The 21564-nt window shown below is 64.5% G+C and carries 16 protein-coding genes and 2 riboswitches; of the genes, 10 read left to right on the top strand and 6 right to left on the bottom strand.

All coding sequences use genetic code 11. From position 1 onward, the window contains the following. Window positions 1-63: 63 nt before the first annotated feature. From GGD63_RS07825 to GGD63_RS07815, 3 genes are all read right to left on the bottom strand, one after another. The gene (locus GGD63_RS07825) at window positions 64-1656 is read right to left on the bottom strand and encodes a glycosyltransferase family 39 protein (RefSeq protein ID WP_246785411.1); all 1593 of its coding nucleotides are present in this window, start codon (window positions 1654-1656) and stop codon (window positions 64-66) included. Window positions 1657-1889: 233 nt separating this feature from the next. Beyond that, window positions 1890-3497, bottom strand: a complete 1608-nt coding sequence (locus GGD63_RS07820; protein WP_183240519.1) for an ABC transporter substrate-binding protein — start codon at window positions 3495-3497, stop codon at window positions 1890-1892. Window positions 3498-3721: 224 nt separating this feature from the next. Beyond that, entirely contained in the window at window positions 3722-5329 is a 1608-nt protein-coding gene (locus GGD63_RS07815; protein WP_183240517.1) for an ABC transporter substrate-binding protein, read from the bottom strand. 269 nt (window positions 5330-5598) lie between these two features. Here GGD63_RS07815 and GGD63_RS07810 point away from each other — a divergent pair, with 269 nt between their 5' ends. The 9 genes from GGD63_RS07810 (at window position 5599) to GGD63_RS07770 (ending at window position 17797) form a co-directional block, all read left to right on the top strand. After that, window positions 5599-6729 carry a M20/M25/M40 family metallo-hydrolase gene (locus GGD63_RS07810; protein WP_183240516.1) on the top strand — a complete coding sequence of 377 codons (1131 nt, stop codon included), beginning with the start codon at window positions 5599-5601 and terminating at the stop codon, window positions 6727-6729. A gap of 95 nt (window positions 6730-6824) precedes the next feature. Further along, window positions 6825-6929, top strand: a riboswitch (glycine riboswitch). 3 nt (window positions 6930-6932) lie between these two features. Further along, window positions 6933-7037, top strand: a riboswitch (glycine riboswitch). Window positions 7038-7105: 68 nt separating this feature from the next. Next, entirely contained in the window at window positions 7106-8407 is a 1302-nt protein-coding gene (locus tag GGD63_RS07805; RefSeq protein WP_183240514.1) for a D-amino acid dehydrogenase, read from the top strand. A gap of 183 nt (window positions 8408-8590) precedes the next feature. Beyond that, window positions 8591-9532: an ABC transporter permease gene (locus GGD63_RS07800; RefSeq protein WP_018647027.1), complete on the top strand. Its 942-nt coding sequence runs from the start codon at window positions 8591-8593 to the stop codon at window positions 9530-9532. A gap of 18 nt (window positions 9533-9550) precedes the next feature. Next, the gene (locus tag GGD63_RS07795; protein WP_183240512.1) at window positions 9551-10438 is read left to right on the top strand and encodes an ABC transporter permease; all 888 of its coding nucleotides are present in this window, start codon (window positions 9551-9553) and stop codon (window positions 10436-10438) included. 156 nt (window positions 10439-10594) lie between these two features. Further along, window positions 10595-12244 (top strand): ABC transporter ATP-binding protein, encoded by a 1650-nt coding sequence (locus tag GGD63_RS07790; protein ID WP_183240511.1) that lies wholly within the window; start codon window positions 10595-10597, stop codon window positions 12242-12244. 253 nt (window positions 12245-12497) lie between these two features. Next, window positions 12498-14003, top strand: a complete 1506-nt coding sequence (locus tag GGD63_RS07785) for a M81 family metallopeptidase (protein ID WP_183240509.1) — start codon at window positions 12498-12500, stop codon at window positions 14001-14003. 13 nt (window positions 14004-14016) lie between these two features. Then, window positions 14017-15189, top strand: a complete 1173-nt coding sequence (locus GGD63_RS07780) for a M20 aminoacylase family protein (protein ID WP_183240508.1) — start codon at window positions 14017-14019, stop codon at window positions 15187-15189. Next, entirely contained in the window at window positions 15182-16603 is a 1422-nt protein-coding gene (locus tag GGD63_RS07775) for an amidase (protein WP_183240506.1), read from the top strand. Before GGD63_RS07780 ends, GGD63_RS07775 begins: the two co-directional genes overlap by 8 nt. 303 nt (window positions 16604-16906) lie before the next feature. Next, window positions 16907-17797: a crotonase/enoyl-CoA hydratase family protein gene (locus tag GGD63_RS07770; protein ID WP_183240504.1), complete on the top strand. Its 891-nt coding sequence runs from the start codon at window positions 16907-16909 to the stop codon at window positions 17795-17797. A 164-nt stretch (window positions 17798-17961) separates the two neighbouring features. Here the strand turns inward: GGD63_RS07770 and GGD63_RS07765 are convergent, their stop codons facing one another. The 3 genes from GGD63_RS07765 to GGD63_RS07755 form a co-directional block, all read right to left on the bottom strand. Beyond that, window positions 17962-18939: an NADPH:quinone oxidoreductase family protein gene (locus GGD63_RS07765; RefSeq protein WP_183240502.1), complete on the bottom strand. Its 978-nt coding sequence runs from the start codon at window positions 18937-18939 to the stop codon at window positions 17962-17964. Further along, a complete protein-coding gene (locus GGD63_RS07760; RefSeq protein ID WP_183240500.1) occupies window positions 18939-19547 on the bottom strand; it encodes a 2-hydroxychromene-2-carboxylate isomerase in 609 nt (202 codons plus the stop codon). Before GGD63_RS07760 ends, GGD63_RS07765 begins: the two co-directional genes overlap by 1 nt. Before the next feature lie 130 nt (window positions 19548-19677). Continuing rightward, the gene (locus GGD63_RS07755) at window positions 19678-20379 is read right to left on the bottom strand and encodes a glutathione S-transferase N-terminal domain-containing protein (protein WP_183240499.1); all 702 of its coding nucleotides are present in this window, start codon (window positions 20377-20379) and stop codon (window positions 19678-19680) included. Window positions 20380-20525: 146 nt separating this feature from the next. Between GGD63_RS07755 and GGD63_RS07750 the strand changes: the two genes are divergently transcribed. Then, complete coding sequence (locus tag GGD63_RS07750; RefSeq protein WP_183240497.1) at window positions 20526-21548, top strand: methionine synthase; 1023 nt, start codon at window positions 20526-20528, stop codon at window positions 21546-21548. Window positions 21549-21564 lie beyond the last annotated feature (16 nt).

The raw sequence follows: 21564 nt of genomic DNA, 5'->3' as shown, positions 1-21564 counted from the left end.
AGCCTGCCTTTCGCGAGTGAAGGGCTCGAGCAAGTGCGCGACAGCCACTGCTGAGCGCGGGCACTACTCCGCAGCCCGCCTGCTCGCGCTGAAATCTTCAGCGCTCTCCGGTGCCGAGCTTCGTCCACGCGGCGGCACCATCAGCACCACCACCTCCCGCGTCAGGCCGGGCTTGCCCCAAAGCATTGCCTGCACCGTGAACTCGCGCTTGACGAAATGCTCGGCGCGCGAAGACACCCCCTCCATCCAGCGGCTGCAATGGTCCTGGTCGCGGAAACAGAGCGCGGCCCAGCCGCGGTCCAGCGTCGTTTTGCGCGGCAAGCCCCAATTGTACTGATACACGAACGGCCGTGCATAACGCGGATGGTCGGGGCTGTAGAATGCGGTGGCAAACGCCAGCGAATCGTCGCCGCTGACGGCGCTCAACGGCTCGCCGGTCAGCTCGCGCCATTCGCGGGTCAACTCGCTCGCCGCCTGCGCGTAGAAATTCCGCCCTTCTTCATAGCCGTGGCCGTTGCGATAGACGGCATGGATCGGGGCCGCGACCAGAACCGCGGCGAGCGCGACGCCGGCCACGATCACAGTGACGTTGACGGTGTAGAAGCGCTCGATCGGATAGCGCGTGCCGCAGACCACGAGAACCGCGAACAGGAACAGCCCCTGCAACGCCCACAGCGACGGCAAATCCGTTCCCATCGCGAGCGAAATCAGCACCGGCAGCGCGATCGTTCCGATCGCAACGTAGAAGAGAAGTCGCAGGGCCGGGCTCATCGCGGCAAAGTCGGCCGGAAACTGCTTCACCCGCGTGCCGGCGATCAACGCCCAGAACACGGCCGACACGCTGATCGCCGCCGCCAACCCCAGCAGGAAGTTTCTGACCTCGCCGAGCGAGCTCACAACATTGCCGTTGGCGTGAGCCAACGCATAGGTGAAGGTCGATGCGCCCGTCGTCGCGAGCCAATACAGATGCGGCGACAGCGCCGCGAGCCCGACGGCGACCGAGATCCAGGGCGATGCCGAGCAGAAATAGGCGCGCCGCCCCGGGTGCGCCAGCGCGGCAAAGGCGAAGCTCGCGACGAGGAAGATCGAGTAATATTTGCCGACCATCGCCAGCGCCGTCGTGAATCCCACCGCGACCGCCCATGGCGCGGTGCGCGTCTCGAACGCGCGCAGGAAGCACCAGGTCGCCAGCGGCCAGGTCGCAAGCAGCACCGCATTGGCGTTGAAACGCTGGGCGTGGAATTGATAGGCCGGCGTCAGCATCAACAGCAGCAGCACCAGGACGCGCTTGTGCCCGGTCACGAACTGCCGCGAGATCAGATCGACAAAGAACAGCGCGAGCCCGGCATTGGCCATCGCCATCAATTGCAGCGACCAGTCGCTGAGCGGAAACACTGAGGTCCACGCCGCCGTAATCCACCCCATCAGCGGCGGATGCTTGTGGTAGCCGAAGGCAAAATTCCGTCCCAGCGTCCAGGCTTCGAGCGTATCGGGATGCAGTCCGCCGCCGGCATAGGCGATGGCGAGATAGAGGGTCCAGACCAAGACAAAGCAGGCGATGAGGAGCGGCACAGCCCAGCCCGCCTCGACGCCATCGAGCCAGCGCAGGAAGGGCCGGCGCCAGCGCGCCGGCGCACGATCGGACCGTTCGGCCATCGCCTGGAATGCAAAATCGAACGGCACGGGAAGCAAATGGGACAAGGAAAACGATGCGCGGAAGACGTCACATCTATTTCAGAACAGAAACAAATAGCAACAATTGGAAACTGGAAAGGTTAAAAAGCGGCTCGCCTCCTCAACCAACGCAAGACCAATAAACGAAACGGCGCCGCTGATGACAGCGGCGCCGCGCAATGGTTGAACCGAAAGGCGCGAGATGCGCCCTCGCCCTATTCCGACTTGTCGATGTTCCAGAACACCGGCGTTGCCGGGCCGTCGATAACGCCGGTGAGCGACTTCCGCCATGCGCTCGGCGCCTGATACTGGCCGAGCGGCATGTAGAGCACCTGGTCATAGGCCTCCTTCTGGATCTCGGTCGCGATCTTCTTCCGATCCTCCGCCGAGGTCGCGCGAACGAAGGCGTCCTTGAGCTGCTCGATCTTGGCGTCCTCCGCCCAGCCGAACCAGCCGCCCTTCTTGCCCTGTCCGCCGACAGCGACGTTGGAGATCGGATTGTCCACGTCGGCGCTGACCCAGTTGGTGATGAACATGTTCCAGCCGCCCTCCTTCGGGGGCTTCTGGCTGGCACGCCGGCTCACCACCGTCTGCCAGTCGGTCGCCTGCAGGTCGACCTTGAAGCCGGCTTCGCGCAGCTGCTGAGCCACCACGATCGGCTGGGCCTTCAGCGTCAGCACGTCGCCCGGCGCCATGAGCACAACCGGCGTCCCGTCGTAACCGGATTCGGCGAGCGCTTTCCTGGCCGCAGCAATGTCCCCGCCCTTCGCGAGGGTCTCACCGCCAACCTCCGTCGCGTACGGCGTGTCGCAGATGAAGGCCGCGGCGCAAGTCTTGTAGTACTTGGGATTGCCGATCAGCGCATCGAGCACGTCCTTCTGCTTCATCGCCAGGAATGCTGCGCGGCGGACCTTGACGTTATCGAATGGCGGATGGAGGAAGTTCATCCGTGCGCCCGTCTGGTAGCCGAACTTGTTCAGGATCTCGAGCTTGAGCTCCTTGTCGGCTTCGATGGTGGGCAACATTTCGATGGCAGGAATTTCCATGAAATCGACGTCACCCGACTGAAGCGCGTTCAACGCCGTCTGCGCGTCCGGCATGGTGATCCACTCGACGCGGTCGACCTTCACCACCTTGCCGCCGGTGGTCCAGTTCGCCGGCTCCTTGCGCGGCACGTAGTCGGTGTTCTTGACATAGACCGACTTCACCCCCGGCTGGAATTCGCCCTGCACGAACTTGAAGGGGCCGGAGCCGATCTGCTCGGGGATCTGCTTGTCCACCGGCGTCTCGGCGAGACGCTTCGGCATCATGAAAGCGACCCGTGAGGACGGCTTGCCGATCGATTCCAGCACGAGCGCGTAGGGCTCCTTCAGCTTCAGCGTGATGGTCCTGGGATCGGTCGCCTCGATGCTCGCGGTGAACAGCATCATCTGCTGGCCCATCCCGTCGACAGCGGCCCAGCGCTTCAGGGAGGCGACGCAATCTTCCGCGGTGACGGGCGTGCCGTCATGCCACTTCAGACCATCGCGGAGCGTGAAAGTGTAGGTCAGCTTGTCGTCGGAGATCTTCCAATCCGCCATCTGCGGCTGGATCTTGAAGTTCGAATCCGTCGAGATCAGCGTGTCATAGACCATGTAGCCATGGTCGCGCGAGATATAGGCGCTGGTGAAGATCGGATCGAGGATGCGCAGATCCGAATGCATCACGGCAGTGATGGTCTTGCCTACGGCAAGAACTGGCGAGGCCAGTGCCGAAAGCGCCACGATCGAAAGCGCAAGTCTGGAGGCGAACGCGAGACGTCCCCGGCGGATGAGTTGGAACATCGAAGTTCTCCTGGAAGTTCTGTTGGCAGTTCTCCTGGCAAGCGGCGCCGCTGATGACAGCGGCGCCGCGTAACGTTCGGGACGAAAGGCGCGAGAAGCGTCTTTCCCTACTTGGACTAAAGCGCGATGAGAATTGGATGAATCGTCATCGCGCTTTAGGTTGTTGTTTACGCATGATCTTTTCGGAAAACCGCTTCGCACTTTTCCGGATCATGCTTTAGGCCTTACTCCGACTTGTCGACGCTCCAGAACAGCGGCGTTGCGGGGCCGTCGAGCACGCCGGAGAGCGATTTGCGCCAGCCGCTCGGCAGCAGGTACTGCCCGAGCGGGATGTAGATGACCTGCTCGTAGGCTTCCTTCTGGATGTCGGCTGCGATCTTCTTCTGCTCGTCGACCGAGGACGCGCGGACGAAGGTGTCCTTGAGCTGCTCGATCTTGGCGTCTTCCGCCCAGCCGAACCAGCCCTTCTTGCCCTGGCCGCCGATCGAGAGGTTGGCGATCGGGTTGGACACGTCGGGCGCGACCCAGTTGGTGAAGAACATGTTCCAGCCGCCCTCCTTCGGCGGCTTCTGGCTGGCGCGGCGGCTCACCACGGTCTGCCAGTCGGTCGCTTGCAGATCGACCTTGAAGCCGGCCTCGCGCAGCAGCTGGGCCGCGACGATCGGCTGCGCCTTCAGGGTCGTGACGTCGCCGGGCGCCATGATCACGATCGGGGTGCCGTCGTAGCCGGACTCGGCCAGCGCTTTCTTGGCTTCCGCCATGCCATTGCCCTTGACCAGCGTATCGGCGCCGACCTCGGTCGCAAACGGCGTATCGCAAACGAAGAACGCGCCGCAGATCTTCTGATACTTGGTATTGCCGACCAGCGCGTCGAGCACGTCCTTCTGGTTCATGGCCAGCAAGGCAGCACGTCGCACTTTCACGTTGTCGAACGGCGGATAGAGGAAGTTCATCCGGCCGAGCGTCTGATAGCCGAACTTGTTCAGGACCTCGATCGTGAGCTCCTTGTTCGCTTCCAGCACCGGTAGCATGTCATACGGCAGGTTTTCCATGAAGTCGATGTCGCCCGACTGCAGCGCGTTCACCGCGGTCTGCGAGTCCGGCATGGTGATCCACTCGACGCGGTCCACCTTCACCACCTTGCCGCCCGAGGTCCAGCTCGCCGGCTCCTTGCGCGGCACGTAATCGGTGTTCTTGACGTAGACCGCCTTCACGCCGGGCTGGAATTCGCCCTGCACGAACTTGAACGGACCCGAGCCGATCTGCTCGGGGATCTGCTTGTCCGGCGGCGTCTCGGCGAGACGCTTCGGCATCATGAAGGCGACGCGCGAGGATGGCTTGCCGATGGAGTCGAGGACGAGGCCGTAGGGCTCCTTCAGCTTCAGCGTGATGGTCTTGGCATCGGTCGCCTCGATGCTCGCCGTGAAGTCCATGAGCTTCTGGCCCATGCCGTCGACCGCGGCCCAGCGCTTGAGCGAGGCGACGCAGTCTTCCGCCGTTACGGGCGCGCCGTCATGCCACTTCAGGCCGTCGCGCAGCGTGAAAGTGTAGGTCAGCTTGTCGTCGGAGATCTTCCAGTCCGCCATCTGCGGCTGGATCTTGAAGCTCGAATCGGGGGCCACCAGCGTGTCGTAGACCATGTAGCCATGGTCACGCGTGATGTAGGCGGTGGTGAAGATCGGGTCGATGATGCGAAGGTCGGAATGCATCACCGCGGTAATGGTCTTGCCGGCCGCAAGCACTGGCGAGGCCAGCGCCGTTGAAAGCGCGACGACCGACAGCGCGAGTTTGGAGGCGAACGCGCGAGGCCCCCGGCGCATGAAGTTGGACATAAAAAGTTTCTCCTGACGTGAAACTGTTCAAAGGCAGATTATTGGTTGAGCATCCGGTTCGTTCCTTGGGCGAACTAACCTCATGCAATGCCTTTATCTTTTCGAGACTTGCAGACAGTGTTGAGCGCGTCAATCCGGTTTCGCTGCAGCCCCTCGCGGCGCGCGCACGGGCTCCACAAAGATCGGTTTGGCTCTACAACGCTCTCCGCTTGTCCTGTCCGCGCCAATGCAATGCGCGTTCCATCTTTCGCAGCTTGAGAGACATTAAGATGAATCCAGCCAATCTTCCCTTCGATTCCGAGACCATGCTCGAGGGCCTGCGCACCTGGGTGGAATGCGAGAGCCCGACCTGGGATGCGAATGCGGTCAACCGCATGCTCGATATCGCGGCGCGGGATATGGCGATCATGGGTGCGACGATCGAGCGCATCGCCGGCCGTCAGGGGTTTGGCGGCGTGATCCGCGCGCGCTTTCCGCATCCGAAGCAGGGCGAACCGGGAATCCTGATCGCCGGCCACATGGATACCGTCCACCCGGTCGGCACCATCGAGAAGCTGAAATGGCGGCGCGAGGGCAACAGGTGCTACGGCCCCGGCATCTACGACATGAAGGGCGGCAATTATCTCTCGCTGGAAGCGATCCGGCAGCTGGCGCGCGCCTCGTTCACGACGCCGCTGCCGATCACCGTGCTGTTCACGCCGGACGAAGAGGTCGGCACGCCTTCGACGCGGGATATCATCGAGGCGGAAGCCGCGCGCAACAAATACGTGCTGGTGCCCGAGCCCGGCCGTGCCGACAACGGCGTCACCACCGGACGTTACGCCATCGCACGCTTCAATCTTGAGGCGACGGGACGGCCGAGCCATGCGGGTGCGACGCTATCGGCGGGACGCTCGGCGATCCGCGAAATGGCGCGGCAGATTCTCGCGATCGACGCGATGACGACGGAGGACTGCACCTTCTCGGTCGGCGTCGTGCATGGCGGCCAGTGGGTCAATTGCGTTGCCACGACCGCGACCGGCGAAGCGCTGTCGATGGCCAAGCGCCAGGCCGATCTCGACCGCGGTGTCGAGAGGATGCTGGCGCTGTCGGGCACCAACAACGACGTCACCTTCAACGTCACGCGCGGCGTGACGCGGCCTGTTTGGGAGCCGGATGCGGGCACCATGGCGCTGTATAAGAAGGCGCGCGACATCGCCAAATCCCTCGGCGCGGAATTACCGCATGCGAGCTCCGGCGGCGGCTCCGACGGCAACTTCACCGGTGCGATGGGTATTCCGACTCTCGACGGCCTCGGTGTGCGCGGCGGCAACGGCCACACGCTGGAGGAGTTCATCGAGGTTGATAGTCTCGTCGAACGCGGGCGCCTGATGGCGGGATTGCTGGCGACGCTGGAGTAAATTGAATCAACTTCGCACTGCACAATGCGTTGGCAGTCGCGGTCTAAATTTAGCCTTGTCTAAAAATGAGGCGTATCGTACTGCTCGATTGTCCACGCGACGATGCGGGAGAGATCGCAACGAAGGTTTTCAGCTTTCGTTGCGGCGCCGACGGAGCAACCGCCCCGGAAACTCTCAGGCAAAAGGACTGTATCGTCAGGACGATCTGGAGAGAGACGGCGCGATTTCAGGCAATCGTGGCGTCCACCGAAGGGGATAGTCCGTTGCAAGATCCGCAGCGGATCAAGCTCTCAGGTACCGTGACAGATGGGGCGCCGCCAACGGCCTTTGGCCGGCGGTCGGCCTATCCTAACTCACGGGAGCCCCGAAACCTGCCATGACCCATATCGCCATCATCGGCGCCGGCATCACCGGCGTGACGACTGCCTATGCCCTGCTCGAACGCGGCTACAAAGTGACGGTGCTCGACAAGCACCGTTACGCCGCGATGGAGACATCGTTCGCCAATGGCGGACAGCTCTCCGCCAGCAATGCCGAAGTGTGGAACAGCACCGCGACGATCCTGAAAGGCTTGCGCTGGATGTTCAGGCGCGATGCGCCGCTGCTGATGAACCCGCGGCCGAACTGGCACAAATATTCGTGGATGAGCGAGTTCGTCGCCAACATCGGCAACTACCGCGCCAATACCATCGAGACCACGCGGCTTGCGATCGAAGCCCGCAAGCATCTGTTCGAGATCGCGGATCGCGAAGGCATCGACTTCGATCTCGAGCGCCGCGGCATCCTCCACATCTATCACGACAAGAAGGGTTTCGAATCCGGCCTGCGCGTCAACGCGCTGCTGCAGGAAGGCGGCCTCGATCGCCGCCCGGTGACGCCGGAAGAGATCCGCGCGATCGAGCCGACGCTGCGCAAGGCGTATTATGGCGGCTTCTACACGCCGTCGGATGCGACCGGCGATATCCACAAGTTCACCCGCGGGCTTGCGGACGCCTGCAAGCGGCGTGGCGCGACCTTCATCCACGAAGCCGATATCGATTCAATTGCGCGCGCCGGCAGCGGCTTCGTGCTCGGCTGGGCCGATCTTGCTGCAAGCGATGCCGCCGCCCCCGTGCGCGGCATGCTGAAGGCGGACGGTGTCGTGGTCTGCGCCGGCGTCGCCAGCCGCCATTTCGCCGCCCTCCTCGACGATCGCATCAACGTCTACCCCGTGAAGGGCTACTCGATCACCGTGCAACTCGACACCGCCGAGAGCCGCAACGCGACGCCGACCGTGAGCTTGCTCGACGAAGCCGCCAAGATCGTCACCAGCCGGCTCGGCGCCGATCGTTTTCGTGTGGCCGGCACGGCCGAGTTCAACGACTTCAACCGCGACATCCGCGCCGACCGCGTGCAGCCGCTGGTCGACTGGGTCCGCAGCAACTTCCCCGCCATCGAAACGTCGCGCGTCGTGCCCTGGGCCGGGTTGCGTCCGATGATGCCGAACATGATGCCGGTGGTGCGCGCAGGACGGATGCCGGGCGTGTTCTTCAACACCGGCCACGGCCATCTCGGCTGGACCCTGTCGGCCGCCACGGCGCAGATGATCGCCGGGACGATCGACGGCTGGCGCGGGCTCAATGCGCCGCCGACCGTGCCTTCACTTGGGGTTGAGCGTGAGCTGCGTCATGCATCCTGAGTGGTTTGGATCGGGCGCGGGGCGGCCTCTTGCGACCGCCCTGCCCTTGGCACACAATTTGCCCCGAAAGACCGGCATCTCCGGCCGGCTCTCCAGCCCGAGTGACAGGCGCGCATGATAGACACGATCGAATCCACGGGCGCCCCGGGGCCCCACAAGTTCCGCAGCCGGAGATAGGTGCATATGCTAGGTTATCTCATTCGCCGCGTTCTGGCCGCGGTGCCCGTGATGGGCGTCGTCGCGCTGTTCGTGTTCCTGCTGCTCCGGCTGACCCCGGGCGATCCCGCAGCGATCCTCGCCGGCGACAACGCGACGCCGGAGCGGCTCGAGCGCATCCGAGAATCGCTCGGTCTCAACGAGCCCCTGATCGTGCAGTTCATCACCTGGGTGAACAAGCTGCTGCACGGCGACCTCGGAACCTCGCTGATCTCCAACCTGCCGGTCATGAAGATGATCGGCCAGCGCGTCGAGCCGTCGATCTCGATCGCGCTGTGCACCATCATCCTCGCCGTCATCGTCGCAGTCCCCTTGGGCGTGATCGCGGCGTGGAAGCACGGCACCTGGATCGACCGTTTCGTGATGGGCCTGTCGGTGTTAGGCTTCTCGGTGCCGGTGTTCGTGGTCGGCTATGTCCTGATCGAGGTCTTCGCGATCGATCTGCGCTTGGTGCCGGTGCAGGGCTTCCGCAGCATCTTCAACGGCTTCGGGCCGTTCTTCGAGCGCATGATCCTGCCGACCTGCGCCCTGTCCTTCATCTATATCGCGCTGATCGCGCGCATGACGCGCGCGGCGATGCTCGACGTGCTCGGCGAGGACTATGTCCGCACCGCGCGCGCCAAAGGCATCAACGAGGTTGCCGTGATGATGCGGCATGCGCTGCGCAATGCCGCCGTGCCCGTGATCACCGTGATCGGCACCGGCTTCGCGCTGCTGATCTCCGGCGTCGTCGTCACCGAGAGCGTGTTCAACATCCCCGGCATCGGGCGCCTCACCGTCGATGCGGTGCTGGCGCGCGATTATCCGGTGATCCAGGCCATGATCCTGCTGACGTCGCTGATCTATGTCGTCGTCAATCTTCTCATCGACGTCGCCTACACCCTGCTCGATCCCCGGATCCGGTACTGAGGCAAGGACAAGAACAAAATGTCGGTTGATACCCTTCCCCAGTCGTCCATTCCGATCACGTCGCCGCTGCGGCCGCGCTTCGGATTCCTCACCTCGACGCCGATCATCGCGACGGCGACGGTCCTGCTCGCCCTGATCGTGGTGATCTCGATCCTCGCGCCGCTGCTCGCGCCGCATGATCCGATCCAGCTCGCGCCGTCGCAGCGGCTGAAGCCGGCCTCGGCGCAATTCCTGCTCGGCACCGACGCTTACGGACGCGACCTCTTGTCGCGCGTGATCTATGGCGGCCGCATCTCGCTGCTGATCGGCATCGGCTCGGCGATCCTGTCGATCGCCATCGGGCTTTCGATCGGCCTCGTCTCCGGCTTCTTCAAGCTGGTCGATTCCGTGATGATGCGCATCATGGACGGCCTGATGGCGATGCCGAGCATCCTGCTCGCGATCGCTGTGGTGTCGCTCTCCGGTGCCAGCATCTGGACCGTGCTGATCGCGATCACGATCCCTGAGATTCCGCGCGTGGCGCGCCTGGTCCGCTCGGTCGTGCTGTCGGCACGCGAGGAGCCTTACGTCGAGGCCGCGATCTCGGTCGGCTCGAGCCTGCCGAAGATTATGTGGCGCCATCTGATGCCGAACACGATCGCGCCGCTGATCGTCCAGGGCACCTATGTCTGCGCCTCCGCGATCCTCACCGAGGCGATCCTCTCCTTCCTCGGCGCCGGCATCTCGCCGGAAACGCCGACCTGGGGCAACATCATGGCCGAGGGCCGCCAGTACTTCCAGATCAAGCCCTCGCTGATCTTCTGGCCGGGCCTGCTGCTCTCGATCGCCATCCTCAGCATCAACCTGATCGGCGACGCCGCCCGTGACGCCCTCGATCCCCGCATGAAGCAGCGGGAGGGGAAGTAATTTGTTTCGCCGGCCCATCCCCTTGTTCCGTCATTGCGAGCGAAGCGAAGCAATCCAGTCTGCCTCCGCGGAAAGATTCTGGATTGCTTCGTCGCCAGCGCAAAATTGCTTTGCAATTTTGTCGCGGGCTCCTCGCAATGACGACGGAGTGACCTGATGACCAACACCATCCTCGACATCAACAACCTCGTCGTCTCCGTCGGCAAGAAGCCGAAAGGCGCCAACATCATCGACGGCATCTCGATCCAGGTGCGCGAGCGCGAGACGCTGTGCCTCGTCGGCGAAAGCGGCTCAGGTAAGTCGGTGACCTCACTCACGACCATGGGCCTCCTGCCGAAGGGGACGCTGGTTCCGACCTCCGGCAGCGTCAAGCTGGTCGGCGAAGAGCTGCTCACCGCGACCGACCGCCGCCTGCGCCAGCTCCGCGCGACGCAGATGGCGATGATCTTCCAGGAGCCGATGACCGCGCTCAATCCGGTGGTGCCGGTCGGCCGCCAGATCGACGAGGTGCTGCGCGCCCACACCAGGCTCGACGCGAAGGCGCGAAAGAAGCGCATCCTCGACATGATGGAGCAGGTCCGCCTGCCCCAGGTCGAGCGCATCTTCGCCTCCTACCCGCATCGCCTCTCCGGCGGCCAGCGCCAGCGCATCATGATCGCGATGGCGCTGGTGCTGGAGCCGAAGCTGCTGATTGCGGACGAGCCGACCACCGCGCTCGACGTCACCACGCAGAAACAGATCCTGACCCTGATCCGCGACCTGCAGCGCGATCACGGCACCGCCGTGCTGTTCATCACGCATGACATGGGCGTGGTGGCCGAGATCGCCGACCGCGTCGCGGTGATGCGGCAGGGTCGCCTCGTCGAGACCGGCCCGCTCGAGACCGTGCTGCGCAATCCGACCATGGAGTACACCCGCAATCTGCTGGCGTCGGTGCCGAGCCTGGTGCCGCGGCCGCCGCGCGAGGAGAGCCGCGAGCCCGTGGTGCTGGAGGCCAACGACCTCAGCAAGGTCTACAAGGAACGCGCGTTCTTCGGCAAAGGCCGCGAGGTCGTTGCCGCCGACAAAGTCACGCTCACCCTGCGCAAGGGCCGTACCCTCGGCATCGTCGGCGAGAGCGGCTCGGGCAAGTCGACGGTGGCGCGCTGCATCGTCCGACTGATCGATCCGACCTCCGGCGGCGTGCGCCTCGCCGGCCGCGAGATATCGGACATCTCGCGCCGCCTGCTGCAGCCGCACCGGCAGAAGATCCAGATCGTGTTCCAGGATCCCTACCGCTCGCTCAACCCGCGCGTCAGCGTCGGTGAGAGCATCGCGGAAGGGCCGATCAATTACGGCGTCTCGCATGCCGACGCGATGAAGCGCGCCCGCGAGCTGCTCGAGCTCGTCGGCCTGCCGGCCGATGCGGTGACGCGCTATCCGCACCAGTTCTCCGGCGGCCAGCGCCAGCGCATCGCGATCGCGCGGGCGCTCGCGCTTGATCCGGACGTGCTGGTCGCGGACGAGGCGGTCTCCGCGCTCGACGTCTCGGTGCAGGCGCAGGTGCTGGAACTGCTCGACGAGATCCAGAAGCGGCTCGGCATCGCCATCCTGTTCATCACCCACGATTTGCGCGTCGCAGCGCAGATCTGCGACGAGGTCGTGGTGATGCAGCACGGCCGCGTGGTCGAACAGGGCCCCGCCGCCGAAGTGCTGACGCATCCGAAGGAGGCCTACACCAGGGCGCTGCTGGATGCGGCACCGGGCCGCGACTGGGATTTTGCGAACTTCCGGCCGGTGGCGGAAGGCGTGGCGGCGAGCGCGTAGTCTCTCCATCGTCATTCCGGGGCATCGCGAAGCGATGAGCCCGGAATCCATCTGGCCGCCGAACTCTGTCGCACAATGGATTCCGGGTTCGCGCCCAAGCGGGCGCGCCCCGGAATGACGACGGAGTATGGACCGCATCCGCAGCATTCCCAAAACGTCTTGACCCTATGCACGGCGCGATTGCTTCCCGCCTTGCTCTCCTCGCAAAGCCGGGGCTAACGTCGCGCACTCTTGATTGACTGGACTGGAATTGATGACACGTATCGCCGTCGGCGGCTTCCTGCACGAGACCAACACTTTCGCCCCGACCAAGGCGACCTTTGCCGACTTCCAGCACGGCGGCGGCTGGCCGGCGATGACTGAAGGTGCCGACGTCTTGAAGGTGATGCGCCGCATCAATGTCGGCCTCGCCGGCTTCGTCGACAGCGCCGAAGCCAACGGCTGGGAACTCATCCCGACCATCGCCTGCGGAGCGAGCCCGTCGGCGCATGTCACCAAGGACGCCTTCGAGCGCATCGTGAAGGTCATGGTCGACGGCATTGCAGCCGCCGGCCCGATCGATGCGGTCTACCTCGACCTGCACGGCGCGATGGTCACAGAGCATCTCGACGACGGTGAAGGCGAGATTCTGGCGCGCGTGCGCCGCGTCATCGGCAAGGACGTTCCGCTGGTCGCAAGCCTCGACCTCCACGCCAACGTCACCCCCGCGATGATGGAACACGCGGATGCGCTGATCGCCTACCGCACCTATCCGCATGTCGACATGGCCGACACCGGCCGCGCCTGCGCAAAGCATCTGGCGCTGCTGCTGAAGACCAGGCAGGGCTTTGCAAAGTCGTTCCGGCAATTGCCGTTCCTGATCGCGATCAGCTGGCAATGCACCAACGACTTTCCCACCAAGGGCATTTACGAAAAGCTCGCCGCACTGGAGAGCGATGCGGTTCCAACTCTTTCTTTCGCACCGGGCTTCCCCGCCGCCGATTTCCGCGATTGCGGACCGAGCGTGTTCGCCTATGGCAAGACGCAAGAAGACGCCGATCGCGCGGCCGATGCCATCGTCAAGCTGATCGAAAGCCACGAGGACGATTTCGACGGCGAGATCTGGCTGCCCGACGATGGCGTGCGCCACGCCATGGAACTTTCGAAGAGCGCGAGCAAGCCGATCATCATTGCCGACACCCAGGACAATCCGGGCGCCGGCGGCGATTCCGATACCACGGGCATGCTGCGCGCGCTGGTGCGCAACAAGGCCAGCGCCGCAACCGGCGCGATCTACGATCCGGAATCGGCGAAGGCCGCACATGCGGCCGGCATCGGCGCCACCGTGACGCTGTCGCTCGGCGGCAAGTCCGGCATTCCCGGCGACGAGCCCTATCGCGAGACTTTTGTGGTCGAAAAGCTCTCCAACGGCCGCTTCATCGCGCCCGGTCCCTACTATGGCGGCCGCGAGATGGAGATGGGTCCCTCCGCGTGCCTGCGTATCGGCGATGTCCGCGTCGTCGTCTCCTCGCACAAGGCGCAGCTCGCCGACCAGGCGATGTACCGCTATGTCGGCATCGAGCCGACGCAAGAGAAGATCCTCGTCAACAAGAGCTCGGTGCATTTCCGTGCCGATTTCGAGCCGATCGCGGAAAAGCTGATGATCTGCGCCGCGCCCGGCGCGATGCCGGCCGACACCGCTTCGCTACCCTGGACGCGCCTGCGGCCGGGCATCCGCATCAAGCCGAACGGCCCCGTTTTCAATCCTCCTTCACGCTAACCGGACAGGACACATGCCCACGATCGACCGCATCGACGGCTACGCCGACGAACTCACCGCTATCAGGCGCGACCTCCACGCTCATCCCGAGATCGGCTTCGAGGAAGTGCGCACCTCCGGCATCGTCGCCGACAAGCTGAAGGGCTGGGGCATCGAGGTGCATCGCGGTCTCGGCGGCACCGGCGTGATCGGCATCATCAAGGGCAAGGGTTCGAGCGGCAAGCGCATCGGCCTGCGCGCCGACATGGACGCGCTGCCAATGGAAGAGAACACCAATCTGAAATGGAGCTCGAAAATCCCCGGCCGCTTCCACGGCTGCGGCCATGACGGTCACACCACCATGCTGCTCGGCACCGCGCGCTATCTCGCCGAGACCCGGAATTTCGACGGCACCGTGCATCTGATCTTCCAGCCGGCCGAGGAAGGCCTCGGCGGCGCCCGCGCGATGATCAAGGACGGCCTGTTCGAGAAGTTCCCCTGCGACGAGCTTTACGGCCTGCACAACGCGCCCGACCTCAACCACGGCGAGATCGCGATCCTGCCGGGACCTGCAATGGCCAGCGCCGACTTCTTCGACCTCCGCATCACCGGCTACGGCGCGCATGGCGCGATGCCCGAGCGCTCCAAGGACGCGGTGGTCATTGCGACCACGCTGGCGCAGGCGATCCAGACCATCGTCAGCCGCAACGTCGAGCCGCTGCAGGCCGCCGTCATCTCGATCACCCAGATCCATGCGGGTTCCGCCTACAACGTCATTCCGGGCGATGCGCATCTGTGCGGCACCATCCGTACTTTCTCGAATGAAGTCCGCGCCCTGATCGCCGAACGCATCCGCACGATCTGCGCCGGCATCGCGGCCGCGTATCAGTGCACGATCGAAGCCGACATCCGCGACACCTTCGGTGTTCTGGTCAACCAGGTCGAGCAGTCCAAGGTGGTCGAGGAGGTCGCACGCACGATCGTCGATCCCGCCAAGGTGATCACCCGCGCCCAGCCGAAGATGGGCAGCGAGGATTTCGCCGACATGCTGCATACCATTCCCGGCGCCTATTTCTGGGTCGGCCATGACGGCTCGGTGCCCGTGCACAATCCCGGCTTTGTGCTCGACGACAAGATCCTGCCGATCGGCGCCAGCATGTTCGCCCGCATCATCGAGACGCGCATGCCGGTGGGTGGCAATGCATAAAAGGAGCGTCAAGGAAGCGGTCACCTCGCTGCACGATCTGTCCGCGGTCGATCTGATCGCGGGCTATCGCGCCAAACAGTTCTCGCCGAGCGAGGTGCTGGAGGACGTGCTCGCGCATGTCGCGGCGTGGGAACCGCATCTGAAGGCGCTCTATGCATTCGATCCCGACAGCGCGCGCGAGGTTGCAAAGGCCTCGACCGCGCGCTGGACCGGCGGCGAGCCTTCCGGCGCGCTCGACGGCGTGCCTGTCACGGTGAAGGACAACATCGCGACCAAGGGCGTGCCGGTGCCGCTCGGCGCGGCAAGCGTCAAGCTCGTACCGGCCGAAAAGGACGCCCCACCCGCCGCGCGGCTGCGCGAGGCCGGTGCGATCATCTTCGCCAAGACCACCATGCCCGATTACGGCATGCTGTCCTCCGGGCTCTCCAGCTTCCATGCGCTCGCGCGCAATCCCTGGGACCTCAGCAAGAATCCCGGCGGCTCCAGCGCCGGCGCAGGCGCCGCGGCCGCGGCCGGCTATGGTCCCTTGCATCTCGGCACCGATATCGGCGGCTCGGTGCGCCTGCCCGCCGGCTGGTGCGGCCTCGTCGGCCTGAAGCCGAGCTTCGGCCGCGTGCCGATCGATCCCACCTATGTCGGCCGCGTCGCCGGTCCCATGACCCGCACGGTCGATGATTGCGCGCTGATGATGAGCGCGATCGCAAAGCCCGACCGGCGCGACGGCATGAGTCTGCCGGCCGAGCCGCTGAACTGGAAGGGGCTGGAGAAGTCTCCGCGAAAGCTGCGCATCGGCCTGATGCTCGATCCCGGCTGCGGCCTGGCGCTGGAGAAGCCGGTGCGCGAGGTCGCGGTGAAGGCTGCGAAGGCATTTGAATCCGCGGGCGCCGTCGTGACGGAAGTCGGCGGCATCCTCACGCGCGAGATGCTCGACGGCCTCGACAATTTCTGGCGCGCGCGGATGTGGGACGATCTGTCGAAGCTGACGCCGGCCGAACAGGCCAAGGTGCTGCCCTATATCTTCAAATGGGGCGAGTCCGGCGCGAAGCTCTCTGGCGTCGATGTCATCCGCGGCTTCAACCAGACCATGGCGATCCGCGCGGCGGCGTCAAAGCTGTTCTGCGAGCTCGACTATGTGATCTCGCCGACCGCGCCGAACGTGAACTACCCGACGGAATGGGCCTCGCCGACCAACGATCCCATGAAGCCGTTCGAGCACATCGCCTATACCGTGCCGTGGAATATGTCGGAGAACCCGGCCGTGTCCGTCAACGGCGGCTTCGACGCCAAGGGTTTTCCCATCGGCGTGCAGATCGTCGGCCGCCGCTTCGACGATATCGGCGTGCTCGGCATGGCCAAGGCTTTTGAAGGCCTGCGCGGCGCGCAGCGGCCTTGGCCGAAGCCGCCGGCGAAGTAGCGTCGCTCTCGTCATCCCGGGGGCAGCGCGCCCTTTAGGCGCAAGCCCGGATGATTTGGGACAGGCAGCATGCGGAGCCTCTTGCTTACCCTCCCCTGGAGGGGGAGGGTCGGCTCACATTGAGCGCAGCGAAATGTGAGACGGGGTGGGGTGACGGTCTCTCCACATCCGACACTGCCCGAGGGGAGAGATCACCCCACCCCGCTCGCGCTACGCGCGATCGACCCTCCCCCTCCAGGGGAGGGTAAGAAAACTCAAGCCCTGCCATCTGCGCAGCGAAAAACTAAAGGAAGGAAACCACCCATGGCGTATGAGACGATCAAATATGAGATCGCCGAGCAGATCCTCACCATCACGCTGAACCGGCCCGACAAGCTCAACGCCTTCAACGCGCAGATGCAGGCAGAGCTGATCGACGCGTTCGACACCGCCGACAAGGACGACAATGTCCGTGCCATCATCGTCACCGGAGCCGGCCGCGGCTTTTGCGCGGGCGCCGATCTCTCCTCCGGCGCCGACACGTTCGACCGCGACGCGCGGCGCGGGCCGGTCAAGCGCTTCGCCGACGGCAAGGTCGACTATAGCGACCCGCAGGTGCGCGACGGCGGCGGCCAGGTCACGTTGCGCATCTTCAAATGCCTCAAGCCCGTCATCGCCGCGGTGAACGGCCCCGCCGTCGGCATCGGCGTCACCATGCAGCTTGCAATGGATATCCGCATCGCCTCCGAGACTGCGCGCTTCGGCTTCGTGTTCTCCCAGCGCGGCATCGTGCCGGAGGCCGCCTCGAGCTGGTTCCTGCCGCGCATCGTCGGCATCTCGCAGGCGCTGGAATGGTGCTATTCGGGCCGCGTCTTCCCGGCGCAGGAAGCCCTCGCCGGCCGCCTCGTGAGCAAGGTCGTCGCCCCCGACGATCTGCTGCCGACCGCCCGCGCGCTCGCCAAGGAATTCGCCGCCAAGACCGCACCGGTCTCGGTGGCGCTGATCCGCCAGATGATGTGGCGCATGATGGGCGCCGACGATCCCATGGAAGCCCACAAGGTCGACAGCCGCGGCATCTACGCCCGCGGCCGCTCGGACGACGTGAGGGAAGGCGTGGTGTCGTTCCTGGAGAAGCGTCCCGCGCAGTTCAAGAACAAGGTGTCCAGCGATATGCCGGACTATTTCCCGTGGTGGACGGAGCGGGAGTACAAGTAAGGCTTCGTAGAGTGGGCAAAGGCGCTCTTGCGCCGTGCCCACCATCCTTGCGTGATGGATACAGATCGTGGGCACGCTTCCGCCTTCGCTCTTCGAGCTACGGCGGACAAGTCGCTTTGCCCACCCTACGGCACCGTCTCGACGGCACCCTCACTACGGCACCGTCACTCCATCACCAGCGCCACGCGCCCGATCGCCTTGCGATTGATCAACAACCGCATCGCTTTCGCATAATCCTCCAGCGGCACGCGGTGCGAGACGTTGGGGCGCAGCTTGCCCTCTTCCGCCCATTGCAAGAGCGCCTTCAGGCGCACTTCGCCGAGCGCGGGGTTTCTCCGCACCGCTTCACCGGCGCGCACGCCGAGCACGCTGGCGCCCTTGATCAGCAAGAGATTGGTCTTGGCCGAACCGATGCCACCGGTGAAGCCGATCACCAGCAGCCGCGCGCCCCAGGCGATGCAGCGCATGGAGTCTTCGAAGACCTGGCCGCCGACGGGATCGAACACAACGTCCGCGCCGCGACCGTCGGTGATGCGCTTGACAGCGTCGCGAAACGGCTCGCGGTCGTAGCGGACGAGATGATCGGCGCCGCGCGCCTTGGCAATCGCGAGCTTCTCGTCGCTGGAGGCGGTCGCAATCACGGTCGCGCCCAGCATCTTGCCAATCTCGACCGCGGCAAGGCCCACGCCGCCGCCGGCGCCGTGCACCAGCAGCACCTCACCCGGCTCGACCCGGCCGCGATCGATCAGCGCGTGATAGGCGGTGCCGTGGCCGGCGAGATAGGTCGCAGCTTCGGCGTAGTCGAACGTCGACGGCTTAGGGGTGAGCTGCGACGACGTCACGACGGCTTCATCGGTGAAGGCGCCATGGCGCATCTTGACGATGACCTTGTCGCCGACGGCAACGCCCCTCGCCTCAGCGCCAACCTCGGTCACGTCACCGGCCGCTTCCATGCCGGGCGTGAACGGCAGCTCGGGCTTGAGCTGATATTCGCCGGCGGCCATCAGCACGTCAGGAAAATTCAAGCCAGCCGCGCGGATCGCGACGCGCACCTCGCCCTGCTTGAGGGCTCGCGGCGGAAACTCCTCCAGCCGTAGTGCCTCGGGCGCACCAAGCTCGCGGCAGACGACAGCGCGCACCATCAGGCCGCGCTCGCCTTGCTGCGCTGAAGGGCCTCGCGGATCAACGGCAGGCGATCGTTGCCGAAATACATATCGGTCTTGTTGACAAAGATCGTCGGGGAGCCGAAGCCGCCGCGCGCGACGACCTCTTCGGTGTTGGCCTTGAGCTGGTCCTTGATGCCCTGCTCGGAAATGCCGGCAAAGAATCTCTGCTCGTCGATGCCAACTTTCCTGCAGATCTCGGCAAGCACCGCGTCCTGCGAAATGTCCTTGTCCTCGCCCCAATAGGTCTCGAACACGGCGGTCGCGAACGGCATCATGTCCTTCCCGAGCCAGATGCAGCCGCGCATGGCCTTGACGCTGTTCACCGGGAATACCGTCGGCGGCATCTTGATCGACAGGCCGGCCGAGCGCGCCCAGTCGGCAAGGTCCTTCTTCATGTAGCGCGCCTTCAGCGGCACCGGCTTTTCGCGCTGGGCGTAGACGCTCGGATTGACCGTGTTAAAGATGCCGCCGACCAGGATCGGCCGCCAGACGATCTCGGCGCCGAGCTCTTTCGCCAGCGGCTGGATGTTGTGGAAGGCGAGATAGGTCCAGGGGCTGGAACAGTCGAAGAAGAATTCGATCATGGTGGATCCTTGCGTCTTGTTTGTCTTGATCTCTCCGCCGTCATTGCGAGCGAAGCGAAGCAATCCAGAGTCTTAGGCTCAAGTCTGGATTGCTTCGCTTCGCTCGCAATGACGAGGAGAGAGCGGAGGCCTACCTCCTTCCTAACACTTCCTTAGCCCTCTGGCCGAACATGATCTTGCGTGATTCCTCGTCGAACGGCTCCTTCACGAATTTTCCGATCGCGAGCCCCGCCTGCACCTGCGGCCGCACGCGCACGTCAGCGTACCAGCGTTTCACGCTCGGATAGTCGTCGAGCGTAAAGCCTTGCGCCTTGTGGGTCATGGTCCAGGGGAAGCAGGCGACGTCGGCGATGGAATAGTCGCCCGCGACATAGGAACCGGTCTTCTCCAACTGCCGGTCGAGCACGCCGTAGAGCCGCGCCGCCTCGTCGCGATAGCGCTCGATCGCGTAAGGGACCTTCTCGGCCGCATAGAGCGCGAAATGGCCGTGCTGGCCGAGCATCGGCCCGAGCCCCGCCATCTGCCACATCACCCACTGGATCGTGGTGGAGCGCCCGCGCAAGTCCGTCGGCAGCAAGCGGCCGGTCTTCTCCGCGAGATAGATCAGGATCGCGCCGGTCTCGAACGCCGAGAACGGCGCGCCGCCGTCGGCGGGCTCGTGATCGACGATCGCGGGAATGCGGTTGTTTGGACTGATCGCCAGAAACTCTGGGTCGAACTGCTCGCCGGCGCGGATATTCACGGGGATCACCTTATAGGGAAGCCCGAGTTCCTCCAGCATGATCGAGATTTTCCAGCCGTTCGGCGTCGGTGCGTAATAGAGGTCGATCATGACCTTTCCCTTGGCCTTCCCTTTGGGCCTTTCCTTGGGCCTTCCCTGTCGCCGCCGCTGGAATAGAGAGCGACTTTCGTTGTTCTGTACCTCGACGTTAGGACATGGCAGGAAGGGGCGCAACTCAACCTGCCGGGAGGGCCGCCATGCTGTTTCCAACCACGATCGCCGGCTCCTTGCCGAAGCCCGAATGGCTCGCCGAGCCCAACATGCTCTGGGCGCCCTGGAAGTCCGGAGGCGACGAGCTCGCCCGCGCCAAGCGCGACGCGACGCTGATCTGGCTGAAGATCCAGGAGGACGCCGGTATCGACATCGTCACCGAAGGCGAGCAGGCGCGGCAGCATTTCGTGCACGGCTTCCTGGAGAAGATCGAGGGCATCGATTTCGCCCACAAGGTCGAGATGGGCATTCGCAAGGACCGCTACAAGGCAATGGTGCCGCAAGTGGTCGCGCCGCTCCGGCTGAAGGGCCGCGTCCATGCCTTCGAGGCGCGCGTCGCGCGCACGCATACGAAGAAGCAACTGAAATTCACCCTGCCCGGCCCTATGACCATCATCGACACCATTGCCGACCGCTACTATGGCGATCGGGTCAAGATGGCCTTTGCCTTCGCCGAGCTGCTCAACGAGGAAGCCAGGGCGTTGCAGGCCGATGGCGTCGATCTCGTGCAGTTCGACGAGCCCGCCTTCAACGTCTACATGGACGAGGTCAACGACTGGGGCATCAAGGCGCTGGAGCGCGCCGCGCAAGGCCTCACCTGCGCCACCGCCGTGCACATCTGCTACGGCTACGGCATCAAGGCCAACACCGACTGGAAAGAGACGCTCGGCAGCCAATGGCGGCAATACGAGCAGATTTTTCCGGCGATCGATGCGAGCCCGATCCAGCAGGTCGCGATCGAATGCCGCAATTCGAAGGTGCCGCTCGACCTGCTCGCGCTGCTCAAGACCAAGATCGTGCAGGCCGGCGTGATCGACGTCGCCAGCGATACGGTCGAGACCGCCGAGGACGTCGTGAAGGTGATCGAGGCGGTGTCGAAATTCGTGCCCAAGAGCAACATCATCGCCACCACCAATTGCGGCATGGCGCCGATGCGGCGCGAGATCGCCGAAGCCAAGCTGATGGCGCTCGGCGCCGGCGCGGCGCTGGCGCGCGAGAGGCTGAGGTGATCACGAGGACGTCGGC

It is taken from the genome of Bradyrhizobium sp. cir1, assembly GCF_014198245.1.
In the GTDB taxonomy this organism is placed as follows: Bacteria; Pseudomonadota; Alphaproteobacteria; order Rhizobiales; family Xanthobacteraceae; genus Bradyrhizobium.
This window is presented reverse-complemented; position numbering and strand designations above follow the sequence as displayed.